General features: G+C 70.2%; 13 protein-coding genes. 5 read left to right on the top strand and 8 right to left on the bottom strand.

The features are described 5' to 3' along the window. Positions 1-6 precede the first annotated feature (6 nt). Genes meaB through H976_RS0102205 form a run of 3 tightly spaced genes read right to left on the bottom strand, consistent with a single transcriptional unit; the run spans position 7 to position 4,936 of the window. Complete coding sequence (gene meaB / locus H976_RS0102215) at positions 7-987, bottom strand: methylmalonyl Co-A mutase-associated GTPase MeaB (RefSeq protein WP_027860188.1); 981 nt, start codon at positions 985-987, stop codon at positions 7-9. Next, positions 987-3,146, bottom strand: coding sequence for a methylmalonyl-CoA mutase (gene scpA / locus H976_RS0102210; RefSeq protein WP_027860187.1), 2,160 nt, complete (start codon positions 3,144-3,146; stop codon positions 987-989). Before scpA ends, meaB begins: the two co-directional genes overlap by 1 nt. Further along, the gene (locus H976_RS0102205) at positions 3,143-4,936 is read right to left on the bottom strand and encodes a methylmalonyl-CoA mutase family protein (protein ID WP_027860186.1); all 1,794 of its coding nucleotides are present in this window, start codon (positions 4,934-4,936) and stop codon (positions 3,143-3,145) included. Before H976_RS0102205 ends, scpA begins: the two co-directional genes overlap by 4 nt. A gap of 70 nt (positions 4,937-5,006) precedes the next feature. Between H976_RS0102205 and H976_RS28430 the strand changes: the two genes are divergently transcribed. Both H976_RS28430 and H976_RS28425 read left to right on the top strand, forming a co-directional pair. Continuing rightward, positions 5,007-5,582: a GNAT family N-acetyltransferase gene (locus tag H976_RS28430; protein ID WP_051276013.1), complete on the top strand. Its 576-nt coding sequence runs from the start codon at positions 5,007-5,009 to the stop codon at positions 5,580-5,582. 110 nt (positions 5,583-5,692) lie between these two features. After that, positions 5,693-6,637, top strand: coding sequence for a glycosyltransferase (locus H976_RS28425; protein WP_051276010.1), 945 nt, complete (start codon positions 5,693-5,695; stop codon positions 6,635-6,637). On the opposite strand, the gene H976_RS0102190 is transcribed toward H976_RS28425, so the two are convergent. After that, on the bottom strand, positions 6,630-7,874 hold the full coding sequence (locus H976_RS0102190) for a nucleotide disphospho-sugar-binding domain-containing protein (protein WP_027860185.1): 1,245 nt from the start codon (positions 7,872-7,874) through the stop codon (positions 6,630-6,632). The two genes, H976_RS28425 and H976_RS0102190, sit on opposite strands and share 8 nt — an antisense overlap. Before the next feature lie 26 nt (positions 7,875-7,900). Continuing rightward, complete coding sequence (locus H976_RS0102185) at positions 7,901-8,494, bottom strand: TetR/AcrR family transcriptional regulator (RefSeq protein ID WP_027860184.1); 594 nt, start codon at positions 8,492-8,494, stop codon at positions 7,901-7,903. Positions 8,495-8,713: 219 nt separating this feature from the next. Here H976_RS0102185 and H976_RS24150 point away from each other — a divergent pair, with 219 nt between their 5' ends. Then, complete coding sequence (locus H976_RS24150; RefSeq protein ID WP_051276007.1) at positions 8,714-9,406, top strand: peptidoglycan-binding protein; 693 nt, start codon at positions 8,714-8,716, stop codon at positions 9,404-9,406. 73 nt (positions 9,407-9,479) lie between these two features. Continuing rightward, positions 9,480-10,607 carry a PP2C family protein-serine/threonine phosphatase gene (locus tag H976_RS24145; protein WP_051276005.1) on the top strand — a complete coding sequence of 376 codons (1,128 nt, stop codon included), beginning with the start codon at positions 9,480-9,482 and terminating at the stop codon, positions 10,605-10,607. Between the two features lie 4 nt (positions 10,608-10,611). Here H976_RS24145 and H976_RS0102170 read toward each other — a convergent pair whose 3' ends face one another. The 3 genes from H976_RS0102170 to H976_RS0102160 are packed head-to-tail and all read right to left on the bottom strand — an operon-like array spanning position 10,612 to position 14,053. Then, the gene (locus H976_RS0102170) at positions 10,612-11,388 is read right to left on the bottom strand and encodes a succinate dehydrogenase/fumarate reductase iron-sulfur subunit (RefSeq protein WP_027860183.1); all 777 of its coding nucleotides are present in this window, start codon (positions 11,386-11,388) and stop codon (positions 10,612-10,614) included. A 7-nt stretch (positions 11,389-11,395) separates the two neighbouring features. After that, entirely contained in the window at positions 11,396-13,240 is a 1,845-nt protein-coding gene (locus tag H976_RS0102165) for a fumarate reductase/succinate dehydrogenase flavoprotein subunit (protein ID WP_231388769.1), read from the bottom strand. 18 nt (positions 13,241-13,258) lie between these two features. Beyond that, positions 13,259-14,053, bottom strand: a complete 795-nt coding sequence (locus H976_RS0102160) for a hypothetical protein (protein ID WP_027860181.1) — start codon at positions 14,051-14,053, stop codon at positions 13,259-13,261. Positions 14,054-14,254: 201 nt separating this feature from the next. Here H976_RS0102160 and H976_RS0102155 point away from each other — a divergent pair, with 201 nt between their 5' ends. Further along, on the top strand, positions 14,255-14,962 hold the full coding sequence (locus tag H976_RS0102155) for a succinate dehydrogenase cytochrome b subunit (protein ID WP_027860180.1): 708 nt from the start codon (positions 14,255-14,257) through the stop codon (positions 14,960-14,962). Positions 14,963-14,982 lie beyond the last annotated feature (20 nt).

Below are 14,982 nucleotides of genomic sequence, written 5' to 3'. Positions count from 1 at the left end.
CGGCAGTCAGTCCTCGTCGTAGGCCGCGATCAGGCGGTCGGCGGCCAGGGGGGCGGTCAGCTCGCCGGCCAGCAGGGCGCGGCGTACGTCCTCGCGGATGGCGCGTACGCCGGGCGAGCGGCGCAGGCGCTGGTCGAGCTCGTCGCGGAGCAGGGCCCAGGTGAAGTCGAGCTGCTGCTCGGCCCGCTTGGAGGCGAGCCCCTCCTCTCCCAGGAACGAGCGGTGCGACAGGACGCGCTCCCAGACCTCGTCGACGCCGGTGCCTTCCAGTCCCGAGCAGGTGAGCACCGGAGGGATCCAGCCCTCGCCCGAGGAGTGCACCAGCCGCAGCGCCCCCGAGAGCTCCTTCGCGGCCGAGCGAGCCTCGGTTGCCCGGTCTCCGTCGGCCTTGTTGACCGCGATCACGTCGGCGATCTCGAGGATGCCCTTCTTGATGCCCTGGAGCTGGTCGCCGGTGCGGGCGATGGTGAGGAACAGGAAGGTGTCGACCATGCCGGCCACGGTGACCTCGGACTGGCCGACCCCCACCGTTTCGACGAGTACGACGTCGTACCCTGCCGCCTCGAGCACGATCATCGCCTGTGTCGTGGCCCGGGCGACGCCACCGAGCGTGCCGGCGGCGGGCGAGGGGCGGATGTAGGCGTTCGGGTCGGCCGACAGCTTCGCCATCCGCGTCTTGTCGCCGAGCACCGAGCCGCCGGTGCGGACCGACGACGGGTCCACGGCGAGCACGCCGACCCGCTTGCCCTCTCCGGTCAGCTGGGAGCCGAGTGTCTCGATGAACGTCGACTTGCCCACGCCGGGGACGCCGGAGATGCCGACCCGCACGCAGTCGACGTGTGGATCGGTGAGCTCGGTCAGCAGCTCGCGGGCGGCGACGCGGTGGTCGGCGCGTCCGGACTCGACCAGCGTGATGGCCCGGGAGACCGAGGCGCGCCTGCCGGCGCGGACGCCCTCGACCAGTGCCTGGACGTCGACGGTGGCCATCAGTGGCCGAGCTGGGTCGACAGCTTCTGCAGCAGGTCGAGCGCGGCCTCGGCGATGACGGTGCCGGGCGGGAAGACGGCGGCCGCGCCCATCTCCAGCAGCGTGGGTACGTCGTCGGGCGGGATCACGCCGCCGACCACGATCATCACGTCGTCGGCACCGAGCTCGACCAGTGCCTCCTTCAACGCCGGCACCAGCGTGAGGTGACCGGCAGCGAGGGAGTTGACGCCGACGATGTGCACGTCGGCATCGACTGCCTGCTGGGCGACCTCCTCCGGCGTGGAGAACAGCGGGCCGACGTCGACGTCGAAGCCCATGTCGGCGAAGGCGGTGACGATGACCTTCTGGCCGCGGTCGTGGCCGTCCTGCCCCATCTTCGCGACCAGGATGCGCGGGCGGCGGCCCTCGTCCTCGGCGAACTGGTCCGTTGCGGCGAGCACCTTCTCCATGGCCTCGTTGCTGCCCGACTCCCGCTTGTACACGCCAGAGATCGTACGGATGACGGCCTGGTGACGGCCGTAGACCTTCTCCAGTGCCTCGGAGATCTCGCCGACGGTGGCCTTGGCGCGGGCGGCGTCGACCGCGAGGGCCAGCAGGTTGCCGTCGAGCGAGCCGTGGACGTGGCCATCCTCGGCCGACTTCGTCAACGCGTGCAGGGTGCGCTCCACCTCGTCGGCGTCGCGCTCCTCGCGCAGCCGCTCGAGCTTGGCCAGCTGCTGCTTGTAGACGCTGGCGTTGTCGACGCGCAGCACGTCGAGCGGGTCCTCGTCAGCGAGGCGGTAGGTGTTCACGCCGATCAGCTTCTGCGCACCGGAGTCGAGGCGCGCTTGGGTGCGGGCGGCCGCCTCCTCGATGCGCATCTTCGGGAGACCCTCCTCGATCGCCTTGGCCATGCCACCGTGCTCCTCGGCCTCGGTGATGTGGGCCCAGGCGCGCTCGGCGAGGTCGTGGGTCAGTCGCTCGACGTAGTAGGAACCGGCCCACGGGTCGATGGTGCCCGTCGTACCCGACTCCTGCTGCAGCAGCAGTTGGGTGTTGCGCGCGATGCGTGCGGAGAAGTCGGTCGGCAGCGCGATCGCCTCGTCGAGGGCGTTGGTGTGCAGCGACTGGGTGTGGCCCTGGGTCGCGGCCATCGCCTCGATGCAGGTGCGCTGCACGTTGTTGAACACGTCCTGTGCGGTCAGCGACCAGCCGGAGGTCTGGCTGTGCGTGCGCAACGAGAGCGACTTGGGGTTCTGCGGCTCGAACTGGCTGACCAGCCGGGCCCAGAGCGCGCGGGCCGCGCGCATCTTGGCGACCTCCATGAAGAAGTTCATGCCGATGGCCCAGAAGAAGCTCAGCCGAGGTGCGAACTCGTCGATGGTCAGGCCCGCGTCCAGGCCGGCGCGGATGTACTCGACACCGTCGGCCAGCGTGTAGGCCAGCTCGAGGTCGGCGGTCGCCCCGGCCTCCTGGATGTGGTAGCCGGAGATCGAGATGGAGTTGAACCGCGGCATCTTCTGCGAGGTGTAGCCGAAGATGTCGCTGATGATCCGCATGCTCGGCTGCGGGGGGTAGATGTAGGTGTTGCGGACCATGAACTCCTTGAGGATGTCGTTCTGGATCGTCCCCGTGAGCTGCTCCGGCTTCACCCCCTGCTCCTCGGCGGCGGCGATGTAGAGCGCCATCACCGGCAGCACTGCGCCGTTCATGGTCATGCTGACGCTCATCTCGTCGAGGGGGATGCCCTCGAACAGCGTGCGGGCGTCGTAGATCGAGTCGATCGCCACGCCGGCCATGCCGACGTCGCCCGTCACCCGCGGGTGGTCGGAGTCGTAGCCGCGGTGGGTGGCGAGGTCGAAGGCGACGCTGAGGCCCTTCTGCCCGGCAGCCAGGTTGCGGCGGTAGAAGGCGTTGGACTCCTCGGCGGTGGAGAAGCCGGCGTACTGGCGGATCGTCCACGGCTGGGTGGTGTACATCGTCGGGTAGGGGCCGCGGAGGTACGGCGCCAGGCCGGGGTAGGTGTCCAGCGCATCGAGCCCCTCGAGGTGCTCGGGACCGTAGACCGGCAGGATGCCGATGCCCTCGGGCGACTCCCACGTCTCTCCCTCGACGCGCTCGGTCGCGGTGACCTCTCCGGCGAGCGGCAGGTCGGCGAAGCTCTCGGGAATCGAACTCATGCCAGCTTCTCCCTCGTACGACGCAGGAAGTCGAGCGCATCGACGCCCATCGCGCAGGTGTCGTCGGTATCGATGCCCTCGACCTGCCCCAAAGATGTGCGCAGCCCGGCGAGGACGACCCACTGGGCACCGGCCTCGCGAAGTGCCTTGGCCAGCGCGGAGCCCCACTCGGCGTACGCCTTGTCATGGCCGACCAGGCAGACGACCGGCTGTCCGTCGTAGTGCGCGAGCACGGCGTCAGCGTCGTCGTGTCGTCCCTCGTTGACCACGTCGATGCCACCGGCGGCGAACAGGTTGGTCGCGAACGTGGCACGCGCGGTGTGCGCGGCGACGGTGCCCATCGTGGCGAGGAAGACCTTCGCCTCTGCCGGCGCGTCGCGCAGCGCCTCGAAGGCGTGTCCGTAGGGACGGACCGGGAGGGCACCCTCGGCGTACGGCGCCCGCTGCGGCAGCGTCTCGTGCAGATTCGGGAACTCGCTGAGCCCGGTGATCGGCAGCGTGCGGTCGGCGATCTGCTGGTCGCGCGCGGCGACGACCCGGTCGATGCGGGAGCGCAGGTCGTCGAGTCCGTCGACCACTCCCCCGGCCTCCTCGATCCGGCCGAGCTCCTGCCACCCGGCGACGGCGAGGTCGTCGGTGAGCTTCTCCACCGCGAACGCGCCACCAGCCGGGTCGGCGACCTTGGCGACGTGGGACTCCTCGACCAGCAACGACGAGGTGTTGCGGGCGATCCGGCGGCCGAACGCGTCGGGCAGGCCGAGTCGCGAGTCGAACGGCAGCACCGTCACGGCATCGGCCCCGCCGACACCGGAGGCGAAGGCGGCGACGCAGGTGCGCAGCATGTTCACCCAGGGGTCGTACTTCGTCATCATCGGCCGCGAGGTCACCGCGTGCAGCACCATCTGCCGGTTGTCCTGCGCGGCCCCACTCAGCTCCAGCATCCGCGCCCACAGCCGTCGTACGGCGCGCAGCTTGGCGATCGTGACGAACTGCTGGTCGGTGGCGGCGAGCCGGAACTCGACCAGCCGTGCGGCGTCGTCGACCGCAACACCCGCTGCCCCCAGCGCGCGCAGGTAGTGCGCTCCGAGCGCGAGCACGTAGCCGAGCTCCTGCACGTCGGAGGCGCCGAGGTCGTGCACCGCGGTCCCGTCGACGACCAGGGCCCGGCACCCGAGCCGACCGGCCAGCGTCGCGGCCTCGGGTACGAGCTGGTCGAGCCGCGAGCGAAGCGAGTGATCAGTCGAGACCACTCCGCGCAGCGCAGCACCGACCGGATCGACGCCCAGGTTCGTCCCGGGAGCGAGGTTGGTGCCCTCGGCGAGCGCGGCAAACGCGTGGGCCACGCCGAGGGGGTCAGAGGGAGCGTCGAGCACGACCGGCGCGACGTCGAGGAGCACACCGTCGAGCACGGTGGCGAGGTCAGCGGCATCGACGCCGGACTGCCCGACCTGGATCCAGAGTGACGTGACGCCGTTCTCGAGGTCGGTGAGGGCCGCGTCATGCGCGGCCTTCGCGTCAGGGTCCGCCAGCAGCGCGCGGACGTCCCAGCCGTCGCCCCGGGCAGGTGGGCGAACCGGGTCGGGCAGGCCTGCCACGAGCGCGGGGGTGCCGAGCGGGCTGATCCCGATGCCGTCCAGCGTGCGGCGCGTGAGCTTCGCCCAGACCGCGTGGTCGGCATCGTCGTCGGCGAGACGGCGGGCCTTGCGCAGCACCGCTGCGGCCGCCTGTTCCCACTCGGAGACGTCGTGCTCCTGCCCCTCGGACAGGGACAGATGGGCGTCGGGGCTCATGTGCGAAGGATAGGGACCGTCCTCGGGGCGCTGCCAGCGACTGTGAAATACCCAACCTAGGGTTGGCGACATGGACCTCATCGTCGGCGACGGGCTCGGCCTCCGGCTGCCCGAGGAGTACGACGCCGACCGGTGGCTGGAGCTGGTCCGCGATCCCGACCAGCTCCGCTTCGGCACCCCCTCGTTCGTGCAGCTGCCCGAGACCCCCGAGGACATCGCCGTTCGGGTGGCCGAAGCCAGGCGGAAGTACGCCGCCCACGAGCCGAACACCTTCGTCATCGTGGCCGAGGACGATCCGCACAGGTTCCTCGGGAGCGCCGGCTGGTCCTTCCACCTGCCTCCGCCGCTCCAGATCGCGGACGTCGGCTACTCGGTGCACCCCGACTCCCGCGGTCACGGGATCGCCGGGCGCGCGCTGCGGACCCTCACCCGCTGGCTGACCGAGGACGACGGGGGTCCCGGGGTCGCGCGGGTGCAGCTCGACCACAGCATCGAGAACCCGGCCTCGTGCCGCACCGCCCTGGCCGGAGGCTTCGAGCAGGAGGGGATCCGCAAGGGGTTCCTGCCCTTGCGGGACGCCGGGGCCCCGGACGGCGTACGCCGCCACGACGTCTGCCTGCACGGGTTCGTCCCCGCTGCCACCTAGGTGGTCGAGCAGCGAGCGCCAGCGAGCGATCAGTCGAGACCCACCACTCGTTCACCCTCCGCTCACACGGTCGTCACCGTCGAGCCATGGCAGGACGCGAGCATGCAGGCATGCGCATCGCACTCGTCACCGAGGAGTTCCTCCCCAGCGGTGCCCCTGCCGCCGGCGTGACCCGGGAGATCGTCACCCATCTGGTCGACGGTGGGCACGACGTCACCGTGTTCGCCGCCGGCCGCGGACAGTCCACCTTCCGCGGCGCCCGCATCTTCTGGGCGAGCCGGATGACCTCGGTCGGCTCGGTCCGGGAGGCGATGACGCTGGCCAAGCCCGACGTCTGCCACCTGATCGACCCGCGCCGGCTCGGCATCAAGGCCGCGGAGGCGGCCGAGCGGCTCGGCGTACCGACGCTGGTGCTGGACCCCAGGACCTGGAGCCCGGGCGTCGACCTCGCCGACCACCACCCCGGGCTCCGCGACGACCACCTCCACGACCGGTGGGCGCGGGTGCACTCCCCCGACGGCGGGCAGCTCGTGGTCGGGCACGTCGGTGGTCCGCTGGAGAAGAAGAAGGTCCTCAACCGGCTGGCCACGATCGCCCAGCTCCCCGGCGTCCGCCTGGTCGTGCTCGGCGACGGCCCCGGCACCAAGGTGCTGCGCGCGGCCGGCGCCAAGGTGATCCCGCAGGCCACCACCCTCGAGCGGGCGCGCTGCCTCGCCACCTTCGACGTGCTCGTCCAGCCACGCAAGCGCGAGGTCTACGCGCCCGCGATCCACGAGGCGCTCGCCAGCGGCGTCCCCGTCGTCGCCTTCGACGGCGGCACGGCGGCCGACGTCGTCGTCCACGAGCACAACGGGCTGCTGATCGGCACCGATCGCGGCGGCAGGGCGTTCGCGCGTGCCGTCGCCCGCCTCGGCGCCAGCCCCGACCTCCGGTTCACCCTTGCGGAGAACGCACGACCGTCCATCGCGCACCGCACCTGGCAGGACGCGGTGACCGAGCTGGTCGACGTGCACTACGCCCCCGCCGCCGGGCGTCGGGCGGCCGCGATCAGCTGAGCCCGCGCACCTCGTCGCGGGCGAACCGCGCCTCGATGGTGTCCGCCGCGGCGGCCACACCCCCGGTGGCGCGGTAGCCGTCCGCGACCCGACGCGCCCCCTCGGCGCGCCCCATGGCCCCGCGGACGGCCGTCCGCAGCCGCGCGGCGTCGAGCTTCTTCACCGGCAACCGCGTGCCGCTGCCACTGACCTCGACCCGCATGGCCACCTCGAGCTGGTCGCGCCCGAACGGCACCACGCAGACGGGTACGCCGTGCGCGAGCGCCTTCTGGGTGGCGCCCATGCCACCGTGAGTGACCGCGACGGCCGCTCGCTCCAGCAGCGGGCCGTGCGGCAGGAACCGCTCGACCCGGGCGTTGGCGGGCACGACGAGGTCGTCGGGGATGCCGGCCGGCATGGTCGCGACGACGATGACCGGCTCGTCGGCCAGCGCCTCGAGCGCCGTACGCACCAGGATGCCGTCGTCCTGGAACTCCGAGGAGGTCGTGACCAGCACGAGCGGGCGGTCGATGTCGTCCAGCCACGACGGCACCTCGCCCGGCGGCTCCCAGGAGCTGGCGCCCATCATCATGATGTCGGCGCCCCAGTCCTCGTGGTGGTACTCGAACGGCTCGGCCGTGGCCACCAGCATCAGCGGCGCCCGTCGGAAGAACGCGTCTGCGCTGGCGACCGGAGCCAGTCCGCGGGCAGCGCGCAGCTGGGCGATGCCGGGGCCCATCGCCTTCTCCGCAGCACCCATGACGAGTGGACGCAGCAGGCCGTCGCGCAGCCGTCCGAGCGGGCCGGGAAGCGGCCTGAACCCGGGCCCGAAGGGCGGCGTCCCCACGGACCGGATCGGCGGCGTGTAGGGGCTGAAGACGACGTACGGCAGACCCGACGCCTCGGCGGCGACCGAGGCGCCCCAGGCATTGATGTCCACGAGGAGCACGTCGGGGTGCTGGTCCGCGATCGCCTGCTCGAGGTCCGGTGCGTCGTACTCACCGCGGGCGACGAAGGTCGACACGACCGAGGCCAGGGCGGCCCGGGCGTTGCCGGCCCGCCAGTCGACGTTCTCGATCGCCTCGATCCGAGGGTCGGTGGTCGAAGACTCCAGGCCGAGCGACCGCATCAGCTCGACCTGGCTCCCCAGCGTGCGGACGTGGACGTGGTGGCCCCGCGACCGCAGCTCCAGCAGCAGCGGCGTCATCGGGAAGAGGTGCCCGAGGGCGGGCGAGGTGTAGGCGAGGATCCTGCTCATCTTGACTCCCTGTTTCACGGCGTTGTTCATCGGTGGGACAGGAGCGGCCCGAGCAGCTCGTGGAGGGCGATCCGGGTCTGGCGGCGGCTGAGGCCGGCGTCGAGCCGGAGCAGCTTCCACGTGTAGACGTCGCACACGGCGACGACCTGGGCGAGCCGACGGTGCCGAGCCACCCCATTGAGCGACCGCAGGGTCTCGTCGAAGACGGTGCTGCACCACTCCCGGTGCAGTGCCCGGCCGCGCTCGGCGAACTCGGCGAGCGTCGGTGACCTCACCTCCTCGGCCAGCAGACGCAGCACCTGCGCCCCGACGTGCTCGTAGTGCTCGAGCAGCACCTCGATGGCGGTGTCCACGTCGCCGGGCGTCACGGCGCGCTCGGCCGCGGTCCGCGACATCGCCCGGTCGGCCGCAGCGGCGAGCAGGGACTCCTTGTCGCCGTACTTCCGGAGCACGGTCTGCACCGTGACCCCGGCCCGGGCGGCGACGTCGCGCAGCACGACCTGGTCGGTGGGGCGCTCCCAGAAGAGCTCGGTCACCGCGTCGAGGATGCGCTCGGCCGTGGCGTTGGCCGCCTCGGCGCGGCTCGTCATGCGGTACGGACGTCGGTCATCCGATTTCATGTTAGTGACATTAACATCAAATAAGTGGTGCGGGGAAGATGCTGGCGCTCCCCACGATGCTGCTGATCCCGGGAACGTCGCCGCAGCCGCCCTGGAGCTGCCCGCGGACGCCGTGGCCGAGCTGGATGCCATCGCCCGGTAGACCACCTCTCCCGGCATCTCGCGCCCGGGCCGCTGCGCGACTAGCGTTCTCCCGTCCGGACGACAGGGGGAGCTTCGATGGTGCGCAGGTGGTTGGTGGTCGTCCTCGCGCTGGCCGCGCTGGTGGCGTCGCTCGGCGCGCCGGCCGGGGCCGCCGGGGCGGACGTCGCGAAGTGGCAGCGCCGCCTCAACGCACTGCACTGTGACGCAGGCCCGGTCGACGGCAAGGCCGGCACGTGGACGAGGTCGGCGATCCTCCGCTTCCAGTCGCGCCACGGGATGGTGCAGACCGGGAAGTACGGCGTCGCGACCCGCACCCGGCTGTTCGCGACCACGGCCCAGCGGTGCGACGTACGCCCGGTGCCGGCGCGGTCCGGCTCCGGCCGGCGGATCGTGATCAGCCAGAAGCAGAACTGGGTGTGGCTGGTCGCGGCCGGAAACCGGGTGGTCGCCCAGGGCGGGATCGTCGACAACCCGGGCGCGCTGCGGCGGGGCAGCTACCGCACCGGGTCGTACTGCGGCCGGGCGGCGCGCGTGCAGAGGAACACCAGTGGGTCACTGTGGCTCGACGACTTCGTTCGCTTCGCGCCGTGCGGCTTCGGCTTCCACCGGATCCCGCGGTACAAGTCGAACGGCGGCCAGATCCACGCCGACCACCTGCTCGGCACGAACCTCGCGCAATCGCACGGATGTATCCGGGTCTCGGCGGCGATGGCTCGTAGAATCTGGACATTCACGGCATCTGGCCGGACGACCGTGCGCGTCATCTGAGACCACCGACTACCCCATGAGACAGACGGTTGCCAATGCGGCTCATCCCCAGCTCCGCTCCTAGAGTCGTCCAATGCTGAGCGCCCTGCGTCGCTACGTCGACGACCCGATCGCGACCTGGCGCACCGGAAGTCCCCAGAGCCAGGCCATGACCCTGGGCGCGCTCCTGCTCGGGGTCTCGCTCTGCTTCGTGGTCTCGGTGCTCTCCTACGGGCTGATGCCGATGACCGCCTACTACGTGTGGCTCCTGCTCGGCATGCTGCTGCTGCGGTTCCGGCCGCTGGTGGTGCTCTCGGTGGTGACCGGCACTGCGTCGGTGACCGCCGCGCTGCTCGACGGGCCGATGACCACCCCGAGGATCACCGCCTGCTTCACCCTGCTCCTCTCGCTGGCGCTCATCCTCTACGCCTCGAGCCGGCAGCAGAGCGGCCTGCCCGGGCCGGTGAGCGAGGCCATGCTGACCGACCTGAAGCGGAGGCTGCAGTCACAGGGGTCCATCCCCGAGCTGCCCGAGGGGTGGCACTCCCAGTCGGCGATGATCGCCGCCTCCGGGGTCGGCTACGGCGGTGACTTCCTGGTCGCGAACCTGCACGACGGCGGACGCCGGCTCGAGCTGATCCTGGTCGACGTCTGCGGCAAGGGGGTGGGCGCCGCCTCGCAGGCGCTCCAGTTCGGCGGTGCGCTCGGCGGTCTGATCGGGGCCTTGCCGCCCCGGGAGCTGTTCAACGCCGCCAACGAGTTCCTGCTGCGCCAGCACTCCGACGAGACCTTCGCAACCGCCGTGCACGTGCTCGTCGACCTCGACACCGGCGACTACCAGCTGACCAGCGCCGGCCACCCGCCCGCGCTGATCTGGTCCCAGGCGGCCGGAGGCTGGGAGGTCGACAAGGCGAGGGGTACGGCGCTGGGCATCCTGCCGCTCCCCGAGCTGCACATGACCAACGGTCGGCTGTGTCCCGGCGACGCGCTGATGTTCTACACCGACGGCGTCGTCGAGACCCGGCACACCGATCTCGACGAGGGCGTCGCCTGGCTACGTCGCGAGGCCTCGCGCGCGATCGACCACGGCTTCGAGGGCGCGGCCAAGCGGATCATCTCCAAGGTCAGCCGCGGCGACGACGACCGCGCCGTGCTGATCCTCGAGCACGCCGCCACGGCCGTGCACTTCGAGTCCTTCGGCAACCGCCTGACGGCGGGCTGACGACTCAGCCCTCCGAGCGGCCGTCGTAGTCCTTGTTGCGCAGGCCGATCTTGTTGCCGAGCCACACCAGCGGGTCGTACTTCTTGTCGGCCACGCGCTCCTTCATCGGGATGATCGCGTTGTCGGTGATCTTGATCCCCTCGGGGCACACCTCGGTGCAGCACTTGGTGATGTTGCACATGCCGAGGCCGGCCGCCCCCTGGGCCAGCTGACGCCGGTCGTGGGTGTCGAGCGGGTGCATGTCGAGCTCGGCGTACCGCAGGAAGAAGCGAGGTCCGGCAAACGCCGGCTTGTTGTCCTCGTGGTCACGTACGACGTGGCAGGTGTTCTGGCACAGGAAGCACTCGATGCACTTGCGGAACTCCTGGCCGCGCTCGACGTCGACCTGCGCCATCCGCCTCTTGCCGTCCGCGTCGCGCGGCGGCGGGGCGAACGACGGCAGCTCCTTGGCCTTCTCGTAGTTGAACGAGACGTCGGTGACCAGGTCGCGGATGACCGGGAAGGTCCGCATCGGGGTGACCGTGATCGTCTCCGTCTCGTCGAAGTCGGAGAGTCGGGTCATGCACAGCAGCCGCGGGCGGCCGTTGATCTCGGCGCTGCACGAGCCGCACTTGCCGGCCTTGCAGTTCCAGCGCACGGCGAGGTCGCCGGCCTGGGTGGCCTGGACGCGATGGATCGCGTCGAGGACGACCTCGCCCTCGGACACCTCCACGGTGTAGTCCTGGAGCTCGCCGGCGGCCTCGTTGCCCCGCCAGATGCGCATCTTCAGGTCGTAGCCCATGCTCGCCTCACCTCTCTTCGAAGAATGTCTTGAGCTCGTCGGGCATGACCGGGAGCGGCTGCTCGCTCAGGTCGACGCCCGTCCCCGCGGCGTTGAGCCGCAGGACGAGGTTCTTGGCGCCCCACTCCTCGCTCGGCTTGGGGAAGTCGTCGCGAGTGTGACCGCCACGCGACTCCTCGCGCGCCAGCGCCGCCTTCGCGATGCACTCGGAGACCAGCAGCATGTTGCGCAGGTCGATGGAGAGGTGCCAGCCGGGGTTGAACTGCCGGTGCCCCTCGACGACGACCTGATCGGCGCGCTGCTTGAACTTCTCGATCTCCTCCAGCGAGGCGCTGAGCTCCTCGGCCTTGCGGATGATGCCGACCAGGTCGTTCATCGTCTGCTGGAGGTCCTGCTGGACGGTGTAGGGGTTCTCGGTGCCGCCCTCGCGCTCGAAGGCGGCCAGCGCGGGGTCCTGGGCGGCGAGCACGACCTGCGGGTCGACATACGGCCGCTCCTCGCCCAGCCCGGAGGCGTACGCCGCAGCGGCCTCACCGGCTCGACGACCGAACACGAGCAGGTCCGAGAGCGAGTTGCCCCCGAGCCGGTTGGAGCCGTGCATGCCGCCGGAGCACTCCCCCACGGCGTACAGGCCGGTGACGCTGCTCTCCTCGGTGTCGGGGTCGACCTCGACGCCGCCCATCACGTAGTGGCAGGTCGGCCCGATCTCCATCGGCTCGGCGGTGATGTCGACGTCGGCCAGCTCCTTGAACTGGTGGTACATCGACGGCAGCCGCTTGCGGATGTACTCGGGATCCCGGCGCGACGCGATGTCGAGGAAGATGCCGCCGTGCGGTGATCCCCGCCCCGCCTTGATCTCGGAGTTGATCGCGCGGGCGACCTCGTCACGCGGGAGCAGCTCGGGTGGGCGGCGGTTGTTCTTCTTGTCGTCGTACCACCGGTCCGCCTCCTCCTCAGTGTCGGCGGTCTCCTTCTTGAAGAACTCCGGGATGTAGTCGAACATGAACCGCTTGCCCTCGGAGTTGCGCAGGATCCCGCCGTCACCGCGCACCGACTCGGTCACCAGGAGGCCCTTGACCGAGGGTGGCCAGACCATGCCGGTCGGGTGGAACTGCACGAACTCCATGTTGATCAGCGAGGCGCCGGCACGCAGCGCGAGGGCGTGACCGTCGCCGGTGTACTCCCACGAGTTGGAGGTGACCTTGAACGACTTGCCGATGCCGCCGGTCGCGAGGATCACCGACGGCGCCTCGAAGGTCACGAAGCGGCCGGTCTCGCGCCAGTAGCCGAAGGCGCCGCTGATCTTGTCGCCGTCCTTGAGCAGCTCGGTGATCGTGCACTCCATGAACACGTCGATACCGAGCGCCACCGCACGCTGCTGGAGGGTGCGGATCATCTCCAGGCCGGTGCGGTCGCCGACGTGAGCGAGTCGGGCGTAGCGGTGACCACCGAAGTCCCGCTGGGAGATCAGGCCGTCCTCGGTGCGGTCGAAGAGCGCTCCCCAGTCCTCGAGCTCCTGGACCCGCTCGGGCGCCTCCTGGGCGTGCAGCTGGGCCATCCGCCAGTTGTTGAGCATCTTCCCGCCACGCATGGTGTCGCGGAAGTGCACCTCCCAGTTGTCCTCGGGCCACCGGTTGCCCATCGCCGCGGCGATGCCGCCCTCGGCCATCACGGTGTGGGCCTTGCCGAGCAGCGACTTGCACACGATGGCGGTCTTGGCCCCGGCCTCGTGGGCGGCGATGGCAGCCCGCAGCCCGGCACCGCCGGCGCCGATCACGACGACGTCGTGGGTGTGCCGTTCGAACCCGTGGACGCCGGCCGCCTCGTCCGCGGACATGCGGTTGCCGGTCATCGGATGACGGTCTGACATCTAGAAGAACCTCAGGTCGGTGATGGCGCCGGTGGAGAGGAGCAGCACGTAGAGGTCCGCGATCGCCACCGAGAACAGGGACAGCCAGGCGTACTGCGCGTGCCGGGTGTTCAGCCGCGACACGAACGTCCAGGCCTGGTAGCGGACGGGGTGCTTGCTGAAGTGCCGCAGCCGACCACCCACGACGTGACGGCACGAGTGGCAGGACAGCGTGTAGAGCCAGATCAGCGCGATGTTGACCAGGAACACGACCGTGCCGAGGCCCATGTGGCCCCAGTTGCCGTCCTCGTCACGGAAGGTGAGCACGGTGTCGTAGGTGAGGATCAGCGCGACCAGCACCGCGGCGTACCAGAACCAGCGGTGGATGTTGTTCAGGATCAGCGGCAGCCGGGTCTCGCCGCTGTAGGACTGGTGCGGCTCGGCGACCGCGCACGCCGGCGGGCTGAGCCAGAACGACCGGTAGTAGGCCTTGCGGTAGTAGTAGCAGGTCAGCCGGAAGCCGAGCGGGAAGATCAGCACGATCAGGGCCGCCGAGAGCGGGAACCCGCCGAACGGCTGGCCGAAGTCGGAGGACCCCTTCACGCAGTCGCCGAGGCACGGCGAGTAGAACGGCGAGAGGTAGGGCTCGACGTAGTAGTGCGATCCCTGGAAGGCCCGGATCGTCGCGTAGACGATGAAGGACATGAACACCACGAACGTGGTGAGCGGGTAGAGCCACCAGCGGTCGGATCGGAGCGTCTTCTGCTCGATGCGGGCCCGGGTGGGCCCTCGTACGCCCGCGTCCGGAAACGCCATGGCCACCTCCGAGGCACGTGAGTACAGCGCGTGAACCGCCACTGTGATGGGGAACACTCTTGCCGGAAGCGGCGCGAAAGCGAAAGGGGCGCGCCCTGATTCCGGGTGTGGAGAACCTCACTCCGTACCCGCTTGCGGAAGGGCATATCTCACATGCCCTCGGTGCATCAGCACCGACGCGCGAGCGATACGGTGCCAGTTGTGGCAACTGCATCTCCGAGCCTGGTCAAGAACTCCAGGGGCATGCGCTCGACCATCGCGCTGAAGCTGATGATGGCGGTCAGCGGGATCATCTTCATCGGGTTCGTGCTCCTGCACATGTACGGCAACCTCAAGGCCTTCTCCGGTCACGACGCCTACAACGACTACGCCCACCACCTGCGCACCTTCGGCGAGCCGATGCTGCCGTACGGCGGCCTGCTGTGGGTCATCCGCGTGGTGCTGGTCCTGTCGCTGGTCGTGCACGTGTACGCCGCCGTGACCCTGTGGCGACGCGCGAAGCGGGCCCGCACGGTCAAGTACGTCGTGAAGAAGAACAAGCACTCGACGTACGCCAGCCACCTGATGCGCTGGGGTGGCGTGACGCTGCTGCTGTTCATCGTGTGGCACCTGCTGAACTTCACGATCGGCAAGGTCAACGTCGACGGCGGACCCACCAACGACCCCTACAACCTGCTCGTCGACTCGTTCTCGGTCTGGTGGCTGACACTGATCTACCTGGTGGCGATGGCCATGCTCGGCGCCCACCTCCACCACGGCATCTGGAGCTCGATGCAGACCCTGGGCCTCACCAACAGCGTGCGCGAGCGCGCCCTCGCCAAGCGGATCGGACTGGTCCTGGCCCTGATCATCACGATCGGGTTCTCACTCGTGCCCGTCTTCGTGCTCGCCGGCGTCATCGACAAGTAGGGATCGCGACCCATGACTGA

This window comes from Marmoricola sp. URHB0036 (assembly GCF_000426045.1).
In the GTDB taxonomy this organism is placed as follows: Bacteria; Actinomycetota; Actinomycetes; order Propionibacteriales; family Nocardioidaceae; genus Marmoricola.
Note: the sequence above shows the minus strand (reverse complement) of the source record. Positions and strands in the feature narration are given on the sequence as shown.

Coding starts and splice junctions, on each gene's coding strand:
- meaB (WP_027860188.1), bottom strand. CDS start 987: ATGGCCACCGTCGACGTCCAGGCACTGGTCGAGGGCGTCCGCGCCGGC.
- scpA (WP_027860187.1), bottom strand. CDS start 3,146: ATGAGTTCGATTCCCGAGAGCTTCGCCGACCTGCCGCTCGCCGGAGAG.
- H976_RS0102205 (WP_027860186.1), bottom strand. CDS start 4,936: ATGAGCCCCGACGCCCATCTGTCCCTGTCCGAGGGGCAGGAGCACGAC.
- H976_RS28430 (WP_051276013.1), top strand. CDS start 5,007: ATGGACCTCATCGTCGGCGACGGGCTCGGCCTCCGGCTGCCCGAGGAG.
- H976_RS28425 (WP_051276010.1), top strand. CDS start 5,693: ATGCGCATCGCACTCGTCACCGAGGAGTTCCTCCCCAGCGGTGCCCCT.
- H976_RS0102190 (WP_027860185.1), bottom strand. CDS start 7,874: ATGAGCAGGATCCTCGCCTACACCTCGCCCGCCCTCGGGCACCTCTTC.
- H976_RS0102185 (WP_027860184.1), bottom strand. CDS start 8,494: ATGAAATCGGATGACCGACGTCCGTACCGCATGACGAGCCGCGCCGAG.
- H976_RS24150 (WP_051276007.1), top strand. CDS start 8,714: ATGGTGCGCAGGTGGTTGGTGGTCGTCCTCGCGCTGGCCGCGCTGGTG.
- H976_RS24145 (WP_051276005.1), top strand. CDS start 9,480: ATGCTGAGCGCCCTGCGTCGCTACGTCGACGACCCGATCGCGACCTGG.
- H976_RS0102170 (WP_027860183.1), bottom strand. CDS start 11,388: ATGGGCTACGACCTGAAGATGCGCATCTGGCGGGGCAACGAGGCCGCC.
- H976_RS0102165 (WP_231388769.1), bottom strand. CDS start 13,240: ATGACCGGCAACCGCATGTCCGCGGACGAGGCGGCCGGCGTCCACGGG.
- H976_RS0102160 (WP_027860181.1), bottom strand. CDS start 14,053: ATGGCGTTTCCGGACGCGGGCGTACGAGGGCCCACCCGGGCCCGCATC.